Source organism: Polaromonas sp. YR568 (assembly GCF_943369675.1).
In the GTDB taxonomy this organism is placed as follows: Bacteria; Pseudomonadota; Gammaproteobacteria; order Burkholderiales; family Burkholderiaceae_C; genus Polaromonas.
Window position 1 is genome coordinate 95988 of sequence record NZ_CALROB020000002.1, and the last position, 22181, is coordinate 118168.

19 protein-coding genes are annotated in these 22181 nt (G+C 64.9%); 8 read left to right on the top strand and 11 right to left on the bottom strand.

Features of this window, described 5'->3' with window-relative positions; genetic code table 11:
• The 3 genes from ACLV8F_RS01590 to ACLV8F_RS01600 form a co-directional block, all read right to left on the bottom strand.
• Window positions 1-978 carry a GMP reductase gene (locus ACLV8F_RS01590; protein ID WP_411882493.1) on the bottom strand — a complete coding sequence of 326 codons (978 nt, stop codon included), beginning with the start codon at window positions 976-978 and terminating at the stop codon, window positions 1-3.
• Between the two features lie 218 nt (window positions 979-1196).
• Window positions 1197-4217, bottom strand: a complete 3021-nt coding sequence (locus tag ACLV8F_RS01595; RefSeq protein WP_411882494.1) for a VIT domain-containing protein — start codon at window positions 4215-4217, stop codon at window positions 1197-1199.
• A 75-nt stretch (window positions 4218-4292) separates the two neighbouring features.
• Window positions 4293-4982, bottom strand: coding sequence for a hypothetical protein (locus tag ACLV8F_RS01600; protein WP_411882495.1), 690 nt, complete (start codon window positions 4980-4982; stop codon window positions 4293-4295).
• A 60-nt stretch (window positions 4983-5042) separates the two neighbouring features.
• Here ACLV8F_RS01600 and ACLV8F_RS01605 point away from each other — a divergent pair, with 60 nt between their 5' ends.
• Window positions 5043-7475 carry a UvrD-helicase domain-containing protein gene (locus tag ACLV8F_RS01605; protein WP_411882496.1) on the top strand — a complete coding sequence of 811 codons (2433 nt, stop codon included), beginning with the start codon at window positions 5043-5045 and terminating at the stop codon, window positions 7473-7475.
• Here the strand turns inward: ACLV8F_RS01605 and ACLV8F_RS01610 are convergent.
• The 4 genes from ACLV8F_RS01610 to ACLV8F_RS01625 form a co-directional block, all read right to left on the bottom strand.
• Window positions 7472-8236, bottom strand: coding sequence for an iron dicitrate transport regulator FecR (locus tag ACLV8F_RS01610; protein ID WP_411882497.1), 765 nt, complete (start codon window positions 8234-8236; stop codon window positions 7472-7474). The two genes, ACLV8F_RS01605 and ACLV8F_RS01610, sit on opposite strands and share 4 nt — an antisense overlap.
• Window positions 8233-9081: a BPSS1780 family membrane protein gene (locus tag ACLV8F_RS01615; protein ID WP_411882498.1), complete on the bottom strand. Its 849-nt coding sequence runs from the start codon at window positions 9079-9081 to the stop codon at window positions 8233-8235. Before ACLV8F_RS01615 ends, ACLV8F_RS01610 begins: the two co-directional genes overlap by 4 nt.
• 117 nt (window positions 9082-9198) lie before the next feature.
• A complete protein-coding gene (locus ACLV8F_RS01620) occupies window positions 9199-10149 on the bottom strand; it encodes a homoserine kinase (RefSeq protein WP_411882499.1) in 951 nt (316 codons plus the stop codon).
• 61 nt (window positions 10150-10210) lie between these two features.
• Window positions 10211-10561: a hypothetical protein gene (locus ACLV8F_RS01625; protein WP_411882500.1), complete on the bottom strand. Its 351-nt coding sequence runs from the start codon at window positions 10559-10561 to the stop codon at window positions 10211-10213.
• A gap of 154 nt (window positions 10562-10715) precedes the next feature.
• Here ACLV8F_RS01625 and polA point away from each other — a divergent pair, with 154 nt between their 5' ends.
• A complete protein-coding gene (gene polA, locus ACLV8F_RS01630) occupies window positions 10716-13550 on the top strand; it encodes a DNA polymerase I (protein ID WP_411882501.1) in 2835 nt (944 codons plus the stop codon).
• Here the strand turns inward: polA and ACLV8F_RS01635 are convergent, their stop codons facing one another.
• From ACLV8F_RS01635 to ACLV8F_RS01650, 4 genes are all read right to left on the bottom strand, one after another.
• Window positions 13551-14492 carry a methyltransferase domain-containing protein gene (locus ACLV8F_RS01635; protein WP_411882502.1) on the bottom strand — a complete coding sequence of 314 codons (942 nt, stop codon included), beginning with the start codon at window positions 14490-14492 and terminating at the stop codon, window positions 13551-13553. It lies immediately after the preceding gene.
• 46 nt (window positions 14493-14538) lie between these two features.
• Window positions 14539-14952, bottom strand: coding sequence for a hypothetical protein (locus ACLV8F_RS01640; protein WP_411882503.1), 414 nt, complete (start codon window positions 14950-14952; stop codon window positions 14539-14541).
• A 35-nt stretch (window positions 14953-14987) separates the two neighbouring features.
• Window positions 14988-15506, bottom strand: a complete 519-nt coding sequence (locus ACLV8F_RS01645) for a thiol-disulfide oxidoreductase DCC family protein (RefSeq protein ID WP_411882504.1) — start codon at window positions 15504-15506, stop codon at window positions 14988-14990.
• Between the two features lie 67 nt (window positions 15507-15573).
• Window positions 15574-16146, bottom strand: coding sequence for a GbsR/MarR family transcriptional regulator (locus ACLV8F_RS01650; RefSeq protein WP_411882505.1), 573 nt, complete (start codon window positions 16144-16146; stop codon window positions 15574-15576).
• Between the two features lie 139 nt (window positions 16147-16285).
• On the opposite strand from ACLV8F_RS01650, the gene ACLV8F_RS01655 reads away from it, so the two are divergent.
• The 6 genes from ACLV8F_RS01655 to ACLV8F_RS01680 all read left to right on the top strand — a co-directional run bounded on the left by ACLV8F_RS01655 (window position 16286) and on the right by ACLV8F_RS01680 (window position 22041).
• Window positions 16286-17194: a helix-turn-helix transcriptional regulator gene (locus ACLV8F_RS01655; protein ID WP_411882506.1), complete on the top strand. Its 909-nt coding sequence runs from the start codon at window positions 16286-16288 to the stop codon at window positions 17192-17194.
• Between the two features lie 153 nt (window positions 17195-17347).
• Window positions 17348-18148, top strand: coding sequence for a fumarylacetoacetate hydrolase family protein (locus ACLV8F_RS01660; protein WP_411882507.1), 801 nt, complete (start codon window positions 17348-17350; stop codon window positions 18146-18148).
• A 153-nt stretch (window positions 18149-18301) separates the two neighbouring features.
• The gene (locus ACLV8F_RS01665; protein ID WP_411882508.1) at window positions 18302-19216 is read left to right on the top strand and encodes a dienelactone hydrolase family protein; all 915 of its coding nucleotides are present in this window, start codon (window positions 18302-18304) and stop codon (window positions 19214-19216) included.
• A gap of 299 nt (window positions 19217-19515) precedes the next feature.
• Window positions 19516-20361, top strand: a complete 846-nt coding sequence (locus ACLV8F_RS01670) for a ZIP family metal transporter (protein ID WP_411882509.1) — start codon at window positions 19516-19518, stop codon at window positions 20359-20361.
• An 89-nt stretch (window positions 20362-20450) separates the two neighbouring features.
• Window positions 20451-20807 (top strand): helix-turn-helix domain-containing protein, encoded by a 357-nt coding sequence (locus ACLV8F_RS01675; protein WP_411882510.1) that lies wholly within the window; start codon window positions 20451-20453, stop codon window positions 20805-20807.
• Window positions 20797-22041, top strand: coding sequence for a type II toxin-antitoxin system HipA family toxin (locus ACLV8F_RS01680; protein WP_411882511.1), 1245 nt, complete (start codon window positions 20797-20799; stop codon window positions 22039-22041). Before ACLV8F_RS01675 ends, ACLV8F_RS01680 begins: the two co-directional genes overlap by 11 nt.
• Window positions 22042-22181 lie beyond the last annotated feature (140 nt).

Below are 22181 nucleotides of genomic sequence, written 5' to 3' on the forward strand. Positions count from 1 at the left end.
TTACATCAGCAGGTGCTCACCCGCGTTGTCGCCGCCCAGCGTGACGTAGTTGACCTTGCGGATGTCCAACAGTTTGGTGCCGCCGGCATAGCTGACGGAGCTCTGGATGTCTTCCTCCATCTCGCGCAGCGTGTCGACCAGCGTGCCCTTGACGGGCTCCAGTATGCGCTTGCCTTCGACGTGCTTGTACTCGCCCTTGTTGAAGTCCGAGGCGCTGCCGTAGTATTCCTTGAAGAGCTTGCCGTCGACCTCGACGGTCTTGCCGGGGCTTTCTTCCAGGCCGGCCAGCATGGAGCCGATCATCACCATGGTCGCGCCGAAGCGTATTGATTTCGCGATGTCGCCGTGCTCGCGGATGCCGCCGTCGGCAATGATGGGCTTGGTCGCGACGCGCGCGCACCACTTGAGCGCCGACAGCTGCCAGCCGCCGGTGCCGAAACCGGTTTTCATTTTGGTGATGCAGACCTTGCCCGGGCCTATGCCGACCTTGGTCGCGTCGGCGCCCCAGTTCTCCAGGTCTATCACCGCCTCGGGTGTGCCCACGTTGCCGGCGATCACGAAGGACGCCGGCAGCTTTTGCTTCAGGTAAGCGATCATCTTTTGCACCGTGTCGGCGTGGCCGTGCGCGATGTCGATGGTGATGTAGTCGGGCACCAGGCCTTCGGCGGCCAGGCGGTTCACCGTGTCGTAGTCGGGCTTCTTTACGCCCAGCGAGATGGAGGCATAGGCGCCCTGAGCCTTCATGTCTTTCACGAATTGGACGTTGTCCAGGTCGAAGCGGTGCATCACGTAGAAGTAGCCGTTCTTTGCCATCCAGGCGCAGATCTCCTCGTTGATCACTGTCTTCATGTTGGCCGGCACCACCGGGATGCGGAAGCTGCGCCCGCCCAGCGTGGCGCTGGCGTCGCATTCGGAGCGGCTCTCCACGCGGCATTTGCGCGGCAGCAGCAGGATGTTGTCGTAGTCGAAGATTTCCATGATTCCCAAGCCTTAGAAAAAACTGTTGAAGAACAGAAGGCGCTTGGACTGGACCGGTTTTGTTTGCGGGCACTGGCGAGAAGGCAAGGCTGAAACAAAAAAACCGGGCGCAATTGCTTGGGCCCGGTGATTGATTCTATGCGCCTCTCATGCCGGCGGCACCCGCCAAAGCGGTATAGCCTTTATACGCATCCGGGCATCTTGCCCAACGGCAGGCATCAGCGCACCTCAACCTCGGCCACGCGCACGGTCTCCTGGCCTCGCGTGAGCCGCAGGGTGGTCCACTCGTCGCGCGCCTGCGGCGTGCCGAAACCGGTGGTCACGCGCACCATCACCGTGGTGCCGGCCGACAGCACCTGCTGGCGCTGGCCGTAGAACTGCGCCTGCACGGCGTACTTGCCGGGCTTGGCCGCCTTGAGCGAGAACTCCTCGGGGCCGTAACCGCCCGTGGCGTCGGGGCTCATGGCGCCGCCCTGGCGGCTCAGCCGGTTGGCGTAGCTGGCTTTCTCGCCGTTCGGGTCGGTCACCCACATGTCGATGTCCGTGTCGTCGCTGTCCCAGGCCATCACCACACGCAAGGCCAGCGGCAGGTTGCGGCGCAGGCGCGTGTCCACGCGGCCCAGGTCCAGCGCCGGATGGCCGCTGGAAGCCGCCTGCGCGGCAATCGCGTTGAGTTCGGCCAGCGCGATCATGTTGATGCCGGCAAAGCGGCCGTTCCAGGGCTGCGACACCACTTCCCACAAGGCGCTGACCGCGCGCTGCGGCTGGCCGCTCTCGGCCAGCGCCAGGCCCAGGTCGCGCCACGACTGCGGCTCGTTGGGCGCCAGTTCACTGATGCGTTCGAACACCGGCACGGCCAGGTCATTGCGTTTTGCCTGCACCAGGCGGTAGGCATACAGGCGCAGCAACTGGCGGTTTTCCAGGTTCATCTCAGCCAGGTTGGAGAGCACGCGCAGGCCCAGTTCGGGCAGGCCGCGCTCAAAGAACACGCCGGCCGCATCCATGTAGAAAGAGCTGCTGCTCAGGTAAGCGGCGCGCTCGTCGAGGTAGACGCTGTACAGCTCATCCTTGCCGGCATCCTGCAGGCGCTTCATGTAGGGTGCGTCGGCTACCCAGGCTTGCAAGGCAATGGTGGAAGAGGACGTCGCAGCGGGTGCGCTCTTCGCCTGGCGGTTTTCCGCGTCGGCCATGCGCGCCACCGGCGCGGCGGGGGCTGCCGCCGCAGCGACAGGGGCGGCCTGCGCTGGCGCTGGCACAGGGGCGCCTGCGAAAGCCTGGTCCTTGCGGGCCATGGCCGCGGCTTCAGACTGCTCGCGCGCCCGCGCAATGCTGCCCATCGCAGCGATCCCGCCGTGCGCCTCCGCCTTCGGTTCTGCCCGCTTGGGCGCGTCTTTGGGAAAGTCCTTGTCCCACCAGCGCTGTTTGTTGTCGAACTGTTGCACCATCAGTTCGATGTGCGCCTGCCGTGTTTGTGTCGCTTGCGCCATCAACTGCTGACTGAGCCGTGCCACTTCATCGGCGAGCTCGGGTGGCGCTGGCAGGTTGTAGCGCGCGTAGTCGCTGGCGAATTCCAGCACGATCAATGAGCTGTTCGGGCCCACGATGCCGTGCACCGCGGCAATACGCTGAAGCTCACCGCTGTGCAGCGCGGCGTTTTCTGCCAGTTCGGCACTGCGCCACTGGGCCCATTGCTGGCCGGGCCAGCGGCCGCTCACCGGTTTGGCGTTGACTTGCAGCGCCAGTGTGCGCCTGCGGCCGTCCGGGTGCGCCAGCGTGACGTCGATGCGGGCGCTGCTGTCCAGCAACTCGCCGGCCACCGAGATGCGGCCCTGGTTCACGCGCGCCGTTGGCGCCACGAGTTGCCGCGCCGACAGGCTGGCCAGTTTCTCGATGCGCCAGCCGTGCATCAGCATGGCCTGCGCGCCTTCGTCGGCAGACAGCAGCGCGGCATCCACCAGCGCGCCGCCGGTGCGGTCGGCCAGCCTGGCCAGCCGCGCCATGTCGGCAGAGGCGGCGCCGTTGATCACCATGACCGGCGCGGTGTGCGTGTAGCGGATGACTTTTTTGCCGTCCGTCATCAGGCCGTCGGTCACCATCAGCGTGGTGTCCACGTCGGCGGGAATCGGCAGATCGTCGAAATTGCTGGAGCCGTCAAAGGGCTCGGCACGCAACACATCGGCCAGTTCACCAAAGCGGCCCGGCGCCAGCGTGAAGCTGCGCACCGGCTCGGCCTTGTTGCGCACCACCAGCAGGCTGAGCCTGACGGGTTTGCCCAGCTTGCGGAAGTAGGCCTCCAGCACCGGCAGCATCCGGGCCTGCGCGGCCGCCGAGGCCGAGGCGTCCCACACCAGCGCGATGTGCGACGGCGCGGGGCGCCTCACCGGTTCGTCGCGCACGTCGACTTGCCCGGCAAAAAAAGTTTTACCGCCGGTCTCGCCCACCATGACCTGCGGCTTGCTGGTGCGGCGCAGCGCCAGCTGCAGCCAGCCGGCGGGGCCCTGGGGCACCTGCCAATGGTTTTTTTGCAGCGTCAGTTCCATGCCGGTGGCGCCGGCGTTCAGCTCGGTGCCCGCAGGCGCCTGCAGCAGTTGCACATCCTGGCGTGCGGCGCCATGGGCGCGCACCCTGAGCTGCAACTGCCCCACGCTGGACGCGAACGCCAGCGGCACCCGCAGCACGCCGGCATCGCGCTGGCGCGCCAGGGTTTCGGTGACGGTGATGACGACGCGCCTTTCGCCCATCGCCGGGATCGGGTAGACGCGCAGCTTGTACTGGTTGCCGGCCGCGGCTTCCAGCAGCCCCGGGTCCACACGGCGGCGGCGTATGTCTTCAAAGATTTCCTGGCCCTTGGCCTTGGGCACCGGCGCCGCGTCGCGCAGCCGGCCGTTCACGTCCAGCGCGAAGCCGGTCACCACCTGGCCCTCCTGCAGCGGGAACTGCAACTCGCCCTCGAGTACGCGATGGTTGGGGTTGAAGAGGCGCAGCTCGACGCTGGTGCGGGCCTGGTCGCCGAAAACGTCGACTTCGACCGAAGCTGCGCGCAGCTGGATGGGCTGGCCGGTGTTGTTGTTGATGGCGATAAACGGCGGCCGCCAGTCGGGCGGCGGCATGAACTTGATCCCCTCGGGAGGCTGGGCCACCGGGCTGAGCGCCAGCGCCTGCAGGCTGAAGCAGGCGGCAGCGGCGGCCAGGATAAAGCGCATGGCGATGCGCGCGGTACAGGTAGAGCCGTGTGGCATGAAAACCCCTTGTGGTTGGCGATGCACCCTGAAACGGGGCTCGCGGCAAAAAGGGGTTAAACGGGCGTAACTTTTTTAAGGCGCGCAGCGGGACTCCGCTGCGGCCAGCACCCGGCCCTTGTCATCCTCCACCCAGCCGACCACCCGCATGCGCTCGGGATTGGCGCCTGGCGCGACGCTCATGGAGCGCGCGTCGAAGAAACGGCTGGGCGCGCCTTTGGCCGGCGGCTTGCGGCCGTCCCAGGGGGCTTGCAGCACATTCCTGACCAGGTTTCGCTCCACTGGTGAGCCTTCGGTGCCCGCCGGCAGGGTTTCGACCAGGGCCAGCCAGGCCGTCCACTGCCGGCCTTTGGCGGCGGCAGGGATGGGCTTGAGTTCAATCGAGGCGCCCAGGTAGCCGCTGAGCGGCAAGCCGTGGGCCACGCGCAAGGTGGCGCCTTTGAGTCCCTGCACCGGCAGCGTGCTGGCCAGGCTTTGCGCGGGAGGGCTTTGGCGCAGCGCAGCCAGGCGATCCAGCGCCTCGCGGGCGGCCACGGCCGACAGCGGCGCTTCGTCGCCCTTGTCTCCCGGCAGCACCCAATCCAGCGCGAGCTGGCCGGCGCCGGCCTTGGGCGTGGCCGGGTCGGCCCAGCAGCTGTCGCAATTGGCGTTGATGAAGCGTTCCAGGAGTTGCGCGGGCCGGGGCTGGCCGTCGCTGGCGCAAAAGGACTGGGCCCCGGCCTGGCCGGCGGCCAGCGCCATCAGGGCCGCCATGAAAGAGGCCATGAATGGCAGGGCTGAAGGGCGGTGCAAAAACGGTTTCATCGGGGCTTTCTACAATGAGGGATGTTCTCAGAAGTCGCGCCAACATCCCCACTCTTACAAAATCTTAACCCGGAGCAACTGGCCGCGGTGACTTTGCCCCCCACGCATGCGCTGATTCTCGCGGGGGCGGGCTCCGGCAAGACCCGGGTTCTCACGACGCGCATCGCCTGGCTGCTGCAGACCGGCCAGGTCTCGCCGGGCGGCATCCTGGCCGTGACCTTCACCAACAAGGCCGCCAAGGAAATGATGGCGCGCCTGTCGGCCATGCTACCTGTGAATGTGCGCGGAATGTGGATTGGCACTTTCCACGGCCTGTGCAACCGCTTTTTGCGCGCCCACTACAAGCTGGCCAACCTGCCGCAGAGCTTCCAGATCCTGGACACGCAGGACCAGCTCTCGGCCATCAAGCGCCTGTGCAAGCAGCACAACGTCGACGATGAGCGTTTCCCGCCCAAGCAGCTGATGTGGTTCATCGCCGGCAACAAGGAAGACGGCCTGCGCGCCAAGGACGTCCAGGTGCGCGACGAAGAAGGCCGCAAAAAAGTCGAGATCTACGCGCTGTATGAAGAGCAGTGCCAGCGCGAAGGCGTGGTCGATTTCGGCGAGCTGATGCTGCGCAGCTACGAACTGCTGCGTGACAACGCGCCGGTGCGCGAACATTACCAGCGGCGCTTCCGCCACATCCTGATCGACGAGTTCCAGGACACCAACAAGCTGCAGTACGCCTGGATCAAGATGCTGGCGGGGCAGGGGCCCGATGCCATCCAGGGGGCGGGCGCCATGCCGGGCGGCTCGGTGATTGCGGTGGGTGACGACGACCAGAGCATTTACGCCTTTCGCGGCGCGCGCGTCGGCAACATGGCCGATTTCGTGCGCGAGTTCGAGGTGCAGAACCAGATCAAGCTGGAGCGCAACTACCGCAGCTTCGGCAACATCCTGGATTCGGCCAACGAACTGATCAGCCACAACAGCAAGCGCCTGGGCAAAAACCTGCGCACCGAGGCCGGCCCCGGCGAGCCGGTGCGCGTCTATGAATCGGCCAGCGATTTTGCCGAGGCGCAGTGGTTTGTCGACGAGGTCAAGCAACTGGTTCGCGACGGCGTGGAGCGCAAGGAGATCGCGCTGCTCTACCGCAGCAATGCGCAAAGCCGGGTCATGGAAACGGCGCTCTTCAACGCCGGCGTGCCTTACCGCGTCTACGGCGGCCTGCGCTTTTTCGAGCGTGCCGAAATCAAGCATGCGCTCGCTTACCTGCGCCTGCTGGAGAACCCGCGCGACGACACCAGCTTCATGCGTGTCGTCAACTTCCCGCCGCGCGGCATAGGCGCGCGCAGCATCGAGCTGCTGCAGGACACCGCGCGCGCCGCGGGCTGCTCGCTGTACGACGGTGTGAGCGCCGTGGCCGGCAAAGCCGGCGCCAACCTGGGCGCCTTTGTGGCCAGGATCGACGTGATGCGCGAGCAGACCTCGGGCCTGAGCCTGCGCGAGATCATCGAGTTCGTGCTGCAGCACAGCGGGCTTGAAGAACACTACAAGACCGAAAAAGAAGGTCAGGACCGGCTGGAAAATCTGGCCGAACTGGTCAATGCCGCCGAATCCTTTGTGAGCCAGGAGGGCTTCGGCCGCGATGCGGTCGCGCTGCCGGTCGACGAGCTGGGCGGGCGTCTCACGCAGTCGCCGGCCAGCCAGGGGCTGGACCCGTCCGCACCGCTGGTGGACGAACCCTCGCCCGAAGCCCTGGCGCCCGACAGCGAGACCGGCGAAACGCTGTCGCCGCTGGCGGCTTTCCTCACGCATGCGGCGCTCGAATCGGGCGACAACCAGGCGCAGGCCGGGCAGGATGCAGTGCAGCTCATGACGGTGCATTCCTCCAAAGGCCTGGAGTTCGACTGCGTCTTCATCACCGGCCTGGAAGACGGCATCTTCCCGCACGAAAACTCCATGAGCGACCGCGACGGGCTGGAAGAAGAACGCCGCCTGATGTACGTCGCCATCACACGCGCGCGCAAACGGCTCTACCTCAGCCATTCGCAAACCCGCATGCTGCACGGCCAGACGCGCTACAACCTCAAGAGCCGTTTCTTTGACGAGCTGCCGGAAGCGGCGCTCAAATGGATCACGCCCAAGAACCAGGGCTTTGCCTCGGGCATGGGTTCCGGTGCCTGGGGCGGCGGTGGTGCGAATGCGGGCGGCGGGCGCAAGGACTGGGCCAGCAGCGTGTTTTCGTCCAAGGCCGGGGCTTCAGACCGCTTTGCCAACCCGCCGGTGCCGCCGCAAAAAAGCGCGCCTTCGCATGGGCTCAGGACCGGCATGGAAGTGTTCCACGCCAAATTCGGTGAAGGCAAGGTGATGATGCTCGAAGGCAGCGGCGACGATGCGCGTGCCCAGATCAACTTCACGCGGCACGGCGTGAAGTGGCTCGCACTTAGCGTAGCGAAACTGACCGTCGTCTAGCGCACGACCGGCGTTTGCGCCGGGTATTGCTGGGCGGGGGGCTGCGGGTCCATATAACCGCGGCCATCCTTGACGCCTTTGCGGCCGGCAATCTGCCAGGCGGTCTGCTGGCCGACCAGGCCGGCCAGGAACTCCAGTTCCTCGTCGGTGTGGTTGATCGCGTTGGCGGGGGTCAGCTGGCGGCCGTCCCTGGGCTCTACCTCTCCCCAGAAAGCCTGGTGGTAGCTGGACTGTGACAGGGTTCTCTGGCCGTTCGACTCCATGTCGACCGTGCCGTAGCAGTTGCAGAAATAGCTGCGGTTGCCCTGGGAAGGGAAGACCTCGGCATACACGCCGGTGCCGCGTATGCCGGCCGTCAGGGTCGGCATGATGATGGAGCGGCTGCTGCCCTTGCCCCAGACGCTGACCACGGCGCCCGTGATCATGCGCAGCAGGCTCACGGTGTTGAGCGTGGTGCCGCGTTCCACCGTGATCACCGAGTTCTCGCGCACCTGGAAGGCCGAGTTGCCGATGACGAACATCAGGTTGGAGCCCGGCCCGGTCTGGAGCTGGTCGCCGGTCATGATGGTCTGGCCGTTTTGCAGCCGGTTGCCGTTGATCAGGGCGTCGCCCCGCAACTCGACGATGTTGCTGCGCTGCTGGGCCATGGCCGCGGGCAGCCCGCCCATGGCGACCCAGGCCGCGGCGGCCTTGAGCGTGTCACGCCTCTGGAACCACAAAATCTCTTTTTCGCTACGGCCTTGCAACTGGTGCTGGGTCATGAAGGATCTCCTGGAGTGACAGTGGGGTCTTGAGGTGTGTCGCCGGCGTTGTTGGCGTTTTCAGTGGAATCGGTTGCGTCGCCCGGTGGCGTGGCCACGAAGCTATCACGAAACGTGAAGTAAATCGAGGTGGAAAACATCGCCGCCATCAGCAGGGCCAGCGGCATCATGGCCGCGGCCATGAGGGTGGCGCTGCCTGTCAGGCCGGTGATCACGCTGAGCACGATGCCCATGCCCAGGAACACGCCGAACCAGCCCAGGCCGTACATGAAGAAGGCGCCGGCGTTGCGTATGCAGGCGACAAAGCTGAAAAACAGGCTCTTGACGGGCGAAATGCCGTGCCAGTGCACCAGCGCCGGCGCATGCCAGAACAACAGCGAGATGGGCAGGTACAAGGCCATGGTGACCAGCATGGTCAGCTGAAACTGCGGCGCCAGCATGGCTTCGCGGCCGGCCTCGGCCGTTGCGGCCGGTGCGACGGGCGCGTCCACCAGGAAAGGCACGACCATCACGATCAGCAGGCAGGCCGCGGCATACAGCGCGCCCAGCACCAGCATGGCACGCATGCGCTGGCGGCCGGCGCTAAAGGCGCTGACCAGCACCGTGGGCATGGGGAACTTGCCTTTGAGGGCCTCCTGCGTGGCGGCCATCAAGCCCAGCGTGGCGGCCGGCACGATCATGAAGGCGAGGATCAGCCCCAGCACCGGCAGCAGGGACAGCAGCGTGCCTACCGCCATATAGAGGAAGAACAGGCCCGACATGGCCAGGGGCTGCTGCAAAAAGGTTTTGACGCCCAGCTTGACCCAGGTGATGCCGGTGCTCGCGGGAACGATGTTGAGTTTCATGGTCTTCGGGGACTTCGCGGAAAAGGGCGGCCGGGGTGGAACCGGCCGGGGATTGCAGGGGCAGTGTGCCTGAAAGCGGCAGCCTGGTGGGCCGGATGTGGATCCGCCCCCACGGGGCTACAGCAGATAAGGCTGCGCAAGCCGCTCGCGCAGCACACGTTCGAAGTGGCTGGGGTCATGCGCCTTGAGCACGGCGGCTTCGCGCGGCAGGTGCAGGTCCCAGAGGCGCGACAGCCAGAAGCGCAGGGCGCCGGCGCGCTGCATGGCCGGCAGCAACTGGCGTTCCTGCGCGGTCAGGGGGCGCACCGACTGGTAGGCCGCCATAAAGGCCGCCGAACGCTCGTCGTCCCTGGCGCCCGTGGCCAGGTCCACGCACCAGTCGTTGAGGCAGACCGCGACATCGAACAAAAAGCTGTCGCAGCCGGCGAAGTAGAAATCAAAAAATCCGGTGAGCTTGCCGTCCTCGAACATCACGTTGTCGCGGAACAGGTCGGCATGCACCACGCCGTGCGGCAGGCTGCGGCAGGCGGAAGAAGCCGCCACGTGGTTCTGGTAGGCCAGCTCGCCCAGGATGAGGCTGCTTTGCTCGGGCGTGATGTAGGGCTGCACCACGGGCACCGTTTCGTTCCACCATTCCAGGCCGCGCAGGTTGGGTTGGCGCCGGGGATAGTCCAGGCCCGCCAGGTGCATGCGCGCCAGCGCTTCACCCACGCCAGCGCAGTGGTTGGCCGTGGGCGCGAGTTCGCTGTGGCCGCGCAGCTTGCTGACCACCGAGGCGGGCTTGCCCTTGAGCTGGTGCAGGATGTTGCCTTTGGCGTCGGCTGCGGGGTCGGGCACGGGAATGCCGTGCGCCGCCAGGTGCCGCATCAGGTGCAGGTAGAAAGGCAACTGCTCGAAGCTCAGGCGCTCGAACAGGGTCAGCACATACTGGCCCTGGTCGGTGTCGACAAAGTAGTTGGTGTTTTCGATGCCGCCGGCGGCACCCTTGATGTTTTGCAGCTGCCCCAGATTCAGGGCGTTCAAGAACGCTGCAGCCTCGTCAAACGAGACTTCGGTGTATACGGCCATGCCTGGACTGAACCCTGGAGATCTTGAAAAAGTGTGTCGAAGAAATTGTCTGGGGAAGAGCTCAGAATTTCAGCACGTTCCACACGCGCGAGCCGTTGGTTTCGTTGCTGGTGGATGCCGGTGCGGTGCCCCGGGCGCCTTCGGCCGGTTTGACTTCATAGGCCGCGCCACCGGTCTTGGGCTGCACGGTGATTTGCTGGGTCTCGCCGCCTACGCGCAACTCGTCGATGCGGGTGCCGGCATCTTCGGTGCGTATGCGCTGGACGGCCTGGTCGGGGCGTCCGGAAGTGGCGGGCGCCGGTGCCTCCACCCTCGCGGGAGGCGCCGCGACTGGCGCAGGTGCCTGGGCCATGGCCGCGGCCAGCGGCAATGCTGCGGCTGCAGCGGCAAGGAGGCGTAGAGGGTGTTTCATGCCTGCATTGTAGGCCTGCGAGGGGCAGCGTACAAAGCCCTGTTGCCGTAATAAATGACCAGTGCCTGTAGGCCAAAAGCCCCTGTGCGGGCGGGTTTCAGCCGCTTGCGCCGCCTGCGGCATGGGCGGGCCGATATCCCCGACAATCAGGCCCATGAGCACCGACAAAAAAACACTGCTGCTGGTGGATGGCTCCAGCTACCTGTACCGCGCCTTCCACGCCATGCCCGACCTGCGCGCCAACCCGGGCGACCCGGCCAGCCCGGCCACGGGTGCCATACGCGGCATGGTCAACATGATGCAAAAGCTGCGCAAGGACGTGCGCGCCGATTTCGCCGTCTGCGTGTTCGATGCCAAGGGGCCGACCTTCCGTGATGCCCTTTACCCTGAGTACAAAGCGCAACGCTCGCCCATGCCCGACGACCTGCGCAGCCAGGTCGAGCCCATCCACGAGGTGGTGCGCCTTCTGGGCTGGAAGGTACTGGACGTTCCGGGTGTGGAAGCCGACGACGTGATCGGCACGCTGGCCTGCCTGGCGTCCAGCCAGGGCATTGAAGTCATCATCTCGAGCGGCGACAAGGACTTGAGCCAGCTGGTCGATGAAAACATCACCGTCATCGACACCATGAACGACCGCCGCCGCGACATGGCCGGGGTGGAAGCCGAATTCGGCGTGCCGCCGCGGCTGATGGTGGATTACCAGGCCTTGGTCGGCGACGCGGTAGACAACGTGCCCGGCGTGCCCAAGGTCGGCCCGAAGACTGCTGTGAAGTGGCTGCTCGAATACGGCTCGCTGGACGCGCTGGTGGCCCGCGCCGGCGAGATCAAGGGCGTGGTCGGCGAGAACCTGCGCCAGTCGCTCGACTGGCTGCCCAAGGGCCGCGAACTGCTGACCATCAAGAAAGACTGTGAGCTGGACGCCTACATCGCCGGCCTCCCCGCGCTGGACGAAATTGCCATGGGCCCGCAGCAGACGGAGGCCCTGAAGGCGTTTTACGAACAGTACGGCTTCAAGGGCCTGGTCAAGCAGATCGAGATTGAAAGCACGCCGCCTGAACTGCTGGGCGGACCGGAAGGCCGGCATGCCAAGCCGGCGGGCAAGGCCAGTGCGCCTTCCTCCGATTCACCGGGCCTGTTCGACGAGCCGGCTGCTGCGCCCGAGGCACCGCTGGCCGAGCGCACCAGCAACCTGAAATACGACACCATCTTCACCTGGGAGGCCTTCGACGCCTGGCTGGCAAAAATCGAAGCGGCCGAACTCGTCGCGTTGGACACGGAGACCACCTCGCTTGACGAAATGCTGGCCGAAATCGTCGGCCTGAGTTTCAGCGTCACGCCCGGCGAGGCGGCCTACATCCCGCTGACGCACGACTACCCCGACGCGCCCGAGCAGTTGCCGCGCGACGAGGTGCTGGCGCGCCTCAAACCCTGGCTGGAAAACCCGGCCAAGGCCAAGCTGGGCCAGCACGTCAAATACGACCGCCATGTGTTCGCCAACCACGGCGTGGAAGTGCAGGGCTATGCGCACGACACCATGCTGCAAAGTTATGTGCTGGAAGTGACCAAGCCGCACGGCCTGGCCAGCCTGGCCGAACGGCACGTGGGCCGCAGCGGCATCAACTACGAAGACCTGTGCGGCAAGGGCGTGCACCAGATCAAGTTCAACCAGGTCGACATCGCCAAGGCCGCCGAGTATTCGTGCGAAGACTCCGACCAGACCCTGGACGTGCACCTGGTGCTGTGGCCGCAGATTGAGGCCAACGAGAAGCTGCGCTTCATCTACGAGCTGGAGATCAAGAGCAGCGAAACGCTGTACCGCATCGAGCGCAACGGCGTCATGATCGACGCGCCCACGCTGGCCGCGCAAAGCCATGAACTGGGCCAGCGCATCATCCAGCTCGAAACCGAGGCCTATGAGATCGCCGGCCAGCCCTTCAACCTGGGCAGCCCCAAGCAGCTGGGCGAAATTTTCTTCGACAAGCTCGGCATGCCGGTCATCAAGAAAACCCCCAGTGGCGCGCGCAGCACCGATGAAGAGGTGCTCGAAAAACTGGCCGAAGACTATCCGCTGCCTGCCAAGCTGCTGGAGCACCGCTCGCTCAGCAAGCTCAAGGGCACGTACACCGACAAGCTCGCGCAACTGGCGCTGCCGCGCACGGGCCGCGTGCATACGCACTATGCGCAAGCCGTCGCGGTCACGGGGCGGCTTTCCAGCAACGACCCCAACCTGCAGAACATTCCCATCCGCACCGTGGAAGGCCGGCGCGTGCGTGAAGCCTTCATCGCGCCCCCCGGCAGCGTGATCGCCAGCGCCGACTATTCGCAGATCGAGCTGCGCATCATGGCGCACATCAGCGGCGACGAAGCGCTGCTCAGCGCCTTCACCAACGGCCTGGACGTGCACCGCGCCACGGCCGCCGAAGTGTTCGGCGTGGCGCTGGAACAAGTCAGCAGCGAGCAGCGCCGCTACGCCAAGGTCATCAACTTCGGCCTGATCTACGGCATGAGCAGCTTCGGCCTGGCGCGCAACCTCGGGATTGAGACCAAGGCCGCGGCGGCCTACATCGACAAATACTTCCAGCGTTATCCCGGCGTCAAGAACTACATGGACCAGACCGTGGTGTTCGCCCAGGAAAACCATTTCGTCGAAACCGTCTTCGGCCGGCGCCTCTACCTGTCGGAAATCAACGGCGGCAACGGCCCGCGCAAGAAGGCTGCGGAACGCCAGGCCATCAACGCGCCCATGCAGGGCACGGCGGCCGACCTGATCAAGCTCAGCATGAACAAGGTGCAGCAGGTGCTCGACGAAGAAAAGCGCGGCACCAAGATGATCATGCAGGTGCACGATGAACTCGTGTTCGAGGTGCCCGAGGCGGAGGTCGAATGGGTGCGCACCGAGATCCCGCGCCTGATGGCCGGGGTGGCGGACTTGAAGGTGCCGCTGCTGGCTGAAATTGGTATTGGGCCTAACTGGGACAAGGCGCACTGATCAGGCCGGCGACCCTTTGGCGTTCGCCGGCTTGCGCGCGGTGACCATGTAGTAGCCAAATCCCGGCAACCAAGCTCCCAGCAGGAAGGCCGCATAGGATGCCACGATATGGCCGCGGCGCAGCGGCGACAGGCGAAACCGGGCCCGCCAGAGTTCACGCAAGGCAAAGCGTGTGGCGAACAGCGGGATTTGCAGGGCGCTGGGCGCCAGGCGCAGGCTGACGTCGTGGAACCGGATGTCGGTGAAGCCCTGGCTCGCAAGCGCGGTGTGCAGCGCTTCTTTTTCGGCCAGCTCATTGACCGCCCAGTGATGGCACCACAGCCTGTAGATGCGTTCCATGAATCCCGGCAGCGGCTTGTTGTTGCGCCGCAGCGCGTCGGCTATTACCAGCGTGCCGCCGGGCCGCAGCAGGCGGGCCGCTTCGCGCACCAAAGCGCGTTTGTCGGCCCCAGGCGCATGGCAGGCGCTTTCCAGCGCGTAGACACCGTCGTAAGCGCCGGCGCGCAGGCCGGTGTCCACATAGTCGGCCAGGTGGAAGCGGACCTGGTTGGGCAGGTCCGCGGCCTGGTTGAGTTCGACCCCTTGCACGATTTGCCGCGCCACCAGCGTGACGGCGTCCACGGTGCTGTGCTTGCGGTGTTTGGCGATGGACCTGGCGGTGGCACCGGCGCCGCAACCAAGATCGGCCAGCAGCACGGCGCCGCCGCGCGGCAAGTCCAGCCGGCGCAGCACTTCCAGGTTCATGCGTTCCAGCATGGCTTCGCGGCCCAGGGGGTTGACCTTCCAGGACCAGTAGCCGAAGTGCATGTTCATGCCGGGGCTCCAGGCGCGGTAGTCGTCGGCCACGGCGTTGTAGTAGGACCTGATGTCCGCCAGCCGTGCTTCCTTGCCCGTGGCCGCCGCAGGGGCGGTGTGGTGAACAGCAGGGGTTGTGGTGAGCATTTTTTCCTCCGTCGGTGTTTGCAGTCCTGAATATTTTCGGCGTCCCTCAGCGCGCATCGACTGCGGCAGCCGCAGCCGGCGCCGCGGCACGGGCACTCTGCACATGGGCCGCCAGGTCCCGCGCGGCCACCCATTGCCGCACCTGCGTCCAGACGTTGCGCGAGATGAGGGCCACGGTGAAGAACACGCCGGCCATCACCAGCGACAGCGAGCGCCGCACCGCGTCGATCAGGCTGCTGCGCTCGCTGAACTCGCCGAAGCTCAGCATCAGCAGCAGGGTGCCCGACACGGCCAGCAGGTAGGCGCAGCGTATCCAGAACTCCGCGCCGCCTTCCGCGTCGCACAGCATGCGCATCACCTTGTAGAGGATGGGCTTGAGGTAGCTGATGGCGATGATGGGCCCGGCCAGCGCGATCAGCAGCGAGACAAAAAACAGGTTGGCATCGAGGTTGGCATGCATGATGGTGTTTCCTTTCCTTGTTGAACGTGATGTGTTTAACGGGCGCAGCTGGTGGAATCGCAGCGCGCGGCGGCCGAGCGTTCGGCGGCGCGGCGCACTGCGCCTTCAAACATCAGGCGCACCAGGCCGCGCGGGATGCGGTGCCGGTTGCGGGCCAGCACCGGGTAAGCCCATTCGGCCAGCGGGCGCAGCAGCGGCAAACGCATGGCGCTGCTGACCCAGCCCAGGCCGACGGCTTCGTAGGCCAGCCGGAACACCTCCACGCCCTTGAGGACCCGGCCATCGGCCGTGCGGGCGTGGATCAAGGCCAGCAGGTCCTGCATGCTGGTGCCCGCGGGCAGGTCGGAAAAGTCCGGGGCCGAAACGTCGGCAAAGCGCAAATGGCCTCCGGTGTTGCGCAGCATCAGGTTGCTCATCTCGGCATTGCAGAGCGGGCAGGCTGATTCGTAATACAGCGTCAGCGGGTAGATGGCCGGGTCCATGCCGGCCTTGAAGCTGTCGTAGCGGGTGTTGCCCCTATTGCCCAGGCGGGAGGTGTCGTGGATGGCAGTCATATTTCTCTCCTTTATAAATTTCAGTACAAACAGAAATAAATGGTCAAAAAAAAGCCGACCGGCCTTTTCAGAAGGTGGGCGGCAATAACTCCGAAGGATCCATGGGTTTGGCGTCGCTGTCGCCGCGCACGAACTTCTGCACGCTGGCGCCCATGCGCAACACTTTTTCAAGCGTGGCGGGCGACAGGCGCAGCATTTCGTCGGCCCACAGGCCCAGCGATTCCATCAGCCTCAGGGTTTCGCGCACGCGGTCTTGGGCGTCGGCGGCTTCGGACTCAAAGCCTTCGTCTTTCACGAGTTCGCGCAGCATGCGCACCGTCGGGTCGTATTCGCGCTCCTTGCGTTCGCGCACCACGGTGCGGAACAGCTCCCAGACGTCGAGCGAGGTTTCGTAATAGTCGCGCCTGTCGCCCAGCACGTGGGTGGCGCGTATCAGGTTCCAGTTCAGCAGCTCTTTCAGGCTGTTGCTGACGTTGGAGCGCGCCACGGCCAGCGTGTCGGCGATGTCCTCGGCATGCAGGGGCCGGCCGTGGAAGAAAAGCAGGGCGTGGATTTGCGAGACGGTGCGGTTGACGCCCCAGGCGGTGCCCATTTCTCCCCAGTGGACGACAAATTTGCGGGCGACGGGGCTGAGTTCCATGGCTTTGAATATACGCGGTCTGAAATTTCTGTCAATACAGAAATTGAAGATGGAGAAAGAAACAACAGGACCGGCGCCGGGCTTGCATGAAGGCTTTCTACCGATGCGCCCCGAAACGCGGGCGTTGAAAATACCCGCAATGACAGACATCAAGACCTACGGCATGTCCGAGCGGGCCGACCACCTGGACTTCGATATCCGGTCCCAGCTGGTGCGGCCGCCGCTGGTGCGCCCGCACCGGCACGAATACTTCCAGATCCAGATCAGCCTGCAGGGCGACACCGAGCAGAACGTGGCAGGCACGGTGCGGCCCTTCCGGCGCGGCCACCTGAGTTTTATCCTGCCCTACCGCGTACACGTGATCCCGCACCCCGAGGGTTCGCGCTACGTCATCATCAATATGTCGCAGCAGTTCCTGCGCCCGGGCCTGGACGTGGATCCACTGGACCTGGAGGACGTACCCTTGAGCCGCGCGCCCGAGCTGGCGCCGTTTTTGTTCCAGGAACACACCGATTTTTATTTTTCGGAGGACGAGTTTCCCGAGGTCGAGGCGCTGCTGGAAAAGCTCGCGTTTGAAAACGCGCACCGCCGCTTCGGCTCCATCGAGATGATTCGCGGCCTGATGCTGCAGCTGATCAGCCTGGTCTGCCGCAAGTACGAAGCCGAGCTGCTGCGCTTTTCAGCCAGCCAGGCGCAACAGGGCAGCCGGCGCGCCAGCCTGCAGCGCGCCGTGCGCTACATCCGCGACCACCTGGCCGGCGAGGTCACGCTGGCCGACGCGGCGGCTGCCGCTTTCCTGTCGCCCAACTACCTCGCGCACCTGCTGAAAAAAGAAACGGGCAAAACCTTTACCGACCTGGTGACCGAGCGGCGCCTGGAATTCGCGCAGGAGCAACTGGCGCACAGCGGCCAGCGCATTGCCAGCATCGCCCACGCTTCGGGCTTTGCCGACGAGGCTTACTTCGCGCGGCGCTTTCGCCAGCGCTTCGGCCAGACGCCCAAGGCTTACCGCGACAGCGTGCGGGCGAAGATTTCCGGCACTGCCTGAGGCCTGTTGCGGTGCAGCAGCACTGCATTGAATCGTCCGGTAAATGCGTAATTGCGTCTGCCTGTGCAAGGGCTGCCCGCCCTAAGCTCGATAGTTGGAGAAAAAAACGCTAACAAGCTCCACCTTTATCCATAACCCTCAGGAGACATACACATGACAAAACCAGACATGAGCAAACGCGGAATTCTGCAGACAGGCGCCTTGATGGCGACGGGCGCCATCGTCGGCTGCGCCACGCCCGGCACGGCGGCCAATGCGCCAGCCACGCCCTTCACGGTGGCCGAAACCTACATCCCCATCGCCGGCAGCGCAGAGATGTTCCCGGTGCGCCGCATTTACTGCATAGGCCGCAACTACGCGGCCCATGCGATTGAGATGGGCTCGGACCCGACACGCGAGCCGCCGTTTTTTTTCCAGAAGCCGACCGACGCCATCCAGGTGGTGCCGCCCGGCAAGGTCGCCGACCATCCCTATCCCACGCTGACCAAGAACTACCACTACGAAGTCGAACTCGTGGCGGCGCTCGCCAAAGGCGGGCGCAACATCCCCATGGACAAGGCGCTGGACCTGGTCTACGGCTACGCGCTGGGCCTGGACATGACGCGGCGCGACCTGCAGCGCGGCATGGGCGACCAGAAAAAACCCTGGGAAATCGGCAAGAGCTTTGACATGTCGGCGCCCATAGGCCCCATCCACAAGGTGGCGCAGACCGGCCACTACACCAAGGGCGCGATCTGGCTCAAGGTCAACGGCCAGGTCAAGCAGCAGGCCACGTTGAACCACATGATCTGGTCGGTGGCCGAACAGATTTCCAAGCTGTCCGAGGCGTTTGAGCTGTTCCCGGGCGACATCATTTATTCGGGAACGCCCGAGAACGTCGGCCCGGTGGTCAAGGGCGACGTCATCGAATGCCACATCGACGGCCTGCCGGAACTCAGCGTCAAGATTGTTTGAGGGCCGGGCATTGAGTGGGAGGGGAGGGGCGAGGGCAGGGAAAACACCGTGTCATCGCCCCGCGGTGGCAAGAACTTCCGGGGCCGCATAGACTCCGACAGCTTGCTTCCTTTCGCCTTTCTTACCTCCAACAACTATCTGAGGAAAACCGCCATGCTTGAACACGACCAGAAAAAAGACTTCGACGCACTGCTGCCCGCCGGGCAGTCCACCGAAGCCGGCGCCAGCCGCCGCACCGCGCTCAAAGCGGCCCTGGGCGTCGGCTATGCCGCCACCGCCATGCCCATCATGGCGCAGACCGCCATCAAGACCTCCTCGGAAGGCTTGAAGACCGGCGAGACCACCTATGAAGTCAACGGCTTCAAGGTGCCCGCGTTTTTTGCGGCGCCAGCCGGCAAGACCAATTTGCCTGTGATCCTGGTGATCCAGGAAATTTTCGGCGTGCATGAATACATCGCCGACACCGCGCGGCGCTTCGCCAAGGCCGGTTACCTGGCCATCGCTCCCGAACTCTATGCGCGCCAGGGCGACCCCAGCACTTACAACGAAATGGCCAAGCTGATGGCCGAAGTCGTTTCCAAGGTGCCCGACGAGCAGGTCATGGCCGACCTGGACGGCGCGGTGAAGTGGGCAGCCGCTAACGGCGGAAACACCAAAAAGGTCGGCATCACCGGCTTTTGCTGGGGCGGCCGCATCACCTGGCTGTATGCCGAGCAGAGCAAGAACGTCAAGGCCGGCGTGGCTTGGTACGGCCGCTTTGTGGGCCAGCCCTCGGCGCTCACGCCCAAGCATCCGCTGGACCTGGCCGCCGGCCTCAAGGCGCCGGTGCTGGGTCTGTACGGCGGGCAGGACGGCGGCATCCCGCTGACCACCCTGAACCAGATGAAGGACGCGCTGGCCGAAGCCGGCGCCAAGGGCAACAAGGCGGCCGCCGCCTCCGAGTTTGTGGTCTACCCGCAAGCCCCCCATGCCTTCCATGCCGACTACCGGCCCAGCTACCGCAAGGAAGCGGCTGAGGATGGTTTCAAGCGCGCCCTCGAATGGTTTAAAACCCACGGCGTGGTTTAATTCCCCGCCGGCAGGCTGCAAGCCGCCAGCCCGAAAGGGCCGGCGGCTTTTTTCATCGCCGGACGGGAGTTGGGGCCCTCATTCAAGCCTGAGCCGCGGGACTGGCTTTGCCAGACCGCAGGCGGGCGGCCCCTTTCTCAGTGCAAGGGGCAGGGAGCCGCCGAAGGCTCGAAGTGAGCGACCGTGGGGGTCTATTACTTCCCGGGGGTTTCCCGTCTGTGGTGTAACCTCCGGGGTGCCCCGGCAGGCGTGGGCTAATCATTCTGGGCTAGGCCCAATCAATACGGGCTTATGCAGCTATGACTTTGCTGGCAATCTTGATGGGAACCCTGGCCGCCGGCATCGGCAGCGTATGGCTGGCGGCCTTGCTGAGCTTTGGCTTGCTGGCCCGCTACACCCAGCACATGCTGAGCCTGGCCGCGGGCGCGCTGCTGGCCACGGCCTTTATGCACCTGCTGCCGGAAGCCTTTGAAAGCCAGGCCGGCGCCAAGGAACTGTTCGCCACCTTGCTGGTGGGGCTGGTGTTTTTCTTCCTGCTCGACAAGGCCGAGTTGTGGCACCACGGCCATGAGCACCATGGCGGCGAGCACCACGGCCCCGAAGCGGCGGCGCATGCGCAGCACGACCATACCGGGCACGTCCATGCGGCGCACGACCACCATGGCCACCACGGCCATGGGCATGGCGAGCCCAAAACCGGCGGCTGGGCCGTGCTGGCCGGCGACAGCGTGCATGCCTTCGGCGACGGCATCCTGATCGCCTCGGCCTTTATGGCGGACCTGCGGCTGGGCGTGGTCGCCTCGCTGGCGGTGCTGGTGCACGAGGTGCCCCACCACATGGGCGACCTGGTGGTGCTGCGCCAGACCTCCAACAACCGCCGCGTCGCCCTGGTCAAGGTGTCGCTGGCCGGTGCGGTGACGGCGCTGGGCGGTGTCATCGGTTATGCGCTGGTCGACCAGCTGTACGACTACCTGCCGTTTTTCCTGATCATGGCGTCCAGCAGCTTTATCTACGTCGCGCTGGCCGACTTGATTCCGCAACTGCAAAAGCGCGTGACCGCCCGCGAAACCGTGGCGCAAATCGCCTGGCTGGCCATAGGCATAGGCCTGGTCACGCTGATCAGCGGGCTGGCGCACCACCACTGAGGCGCAGGCGCAGGTTTGTCCAGGATGCTGGACTTTATCAAAATTAGTCAATATAATAACTTTTATAATGGTTAAAAGCTGTTTTATTGATGTCTAAAAAATCGAATTCCTTGTTGGGCCTGCCCCCTGAGGCGTTGGTGGCGCTGGTCCAGCTCGGCCAACGCCTGCGCGCATACCGGCAGCAACAAGAATGGACGATTGAAGAGATGTCCGAACGCCTGTTCTGTTCGCCAACGACTTGTCGCGCGCTTGAGTCCGGCAAACCCGGCACCAGCATGGGCGTGATGGTGCATGCCTTGTGGCTGCTGGGCCAGCTGGACTCCCTCAACAGCGTAGCCGCGCTGTCGGCGGACTTCGCGGCGTCCATCACGGCGGGCCGCAAGGTCCGCAAGCGCGTCGCGGCAAACAGGCCGGGCAGCATCAGCGAGAGCGACCGTGACTTCTGAGAAAAGCCTGTATGTGGGCCTGGCTTTTGAGCCAGCTGCCAGCGTCACGCCGGCCGGTGTGCTCAAGCTCGTGCAGCGCGCGACCGTGATGTCGGGCGAATTTGCCTATGGGCGCCAGTATCTGCGCCGGGCGGATGCCGAGCCCTTCAACCCAAGCCACCTGCCGCTGCAGGAAGCCGTATTCAAATTGCCGGAACGCAGGTTGCGTGATGGCGGCGCCATGCCTTTGACATTCCGCGATGCCTTGCCGGACAGTTGGGGCCGCAAGGTACTCGAGGCCAAACATGGCCACGGCCTGTCGGATGTGGAAGCGCTGCTGTTGACGAATGCCGACCGGGTAGGTGCCATGGTGTTCAGCGCATCCCTGCCCATAGAGCCCGCGCGGCCCGATGCAACCGTGTTCAAGCTTGACGACCTCGCGAACGCCGCACGCCGGCTTGAGATGGGACTGGAGCCTGCCGCCGATCTGAGGCCGCTGCTGCAAGGAGGCACGCTGGGCGGCGCGCGCCCCAAGGCCACTTTTATCCATGAGGGTCGGCGACATATCGCCAAATTTCCCGCGCGCGGCGATACCCATGACGTTGCCGTGCTGGAGGCTGCCACCTTGGGCCTGGCCAGGGCCTGCGGCATCCATGTACCTGAATTCTTTCTGCTGCCCGTGCCCACGGGCCATGCGCTTGTGCTGCGGCGGTTTGACAGGGAAGGACGCATTGATGAGGAGCGGCGGCTTCACTATCTTTCGGCCTCGGCCTTGTTGAACGTCGCTTACGAAGACAACACCGGCGGCAGTTATGTCGAGCTGGCCCAGGCGCTCAGGCGCATTTCGGTGCAACCCGAGGCCGACCTGCAGGAGCTGTACCGCCGCATGGTGTTCAACCTGGTGGTGGGAAACAGTGACGACCACGTGAAAAATCACGGTGTCCTGTTGGCGGGCAATGGGCGTTACCGCCTGGCGCCGGCGTTTGACTTGGTGATGCAACTGAACGGTAATACGGGATACCAGTTGCTGGCCATATTGCCGGGCAAGGCGGAGTCCAGCCTCGGCCTGGCGCGGCAAGCGGCGGCGCAATTTGGCCTGTCCGAAAGCCAGGCGGAGGCGATCATCCAGCATGTCCGCGAGACGGTGCGCAGCCGCAACCAGGCCTTGCTGAAGGAATACGGTGCTGACGCGGCGCTGATACGGCAGGCAGGTGAATTTCTGGAAAAGCAGGATGAGCGGATCCAGGCTGCTTGATGCGGTTTTGACGGCGATGCCGCTGTCAGACGGCGCCTGACAAATACAGGGCTTGGCGACCTATAGGGCGGGGCAGGGCGGGGCGGGAAGATCAGGGCAAGCAGTCCCCAACCCTTACCAACCCCGTTCCACTCTGCAAA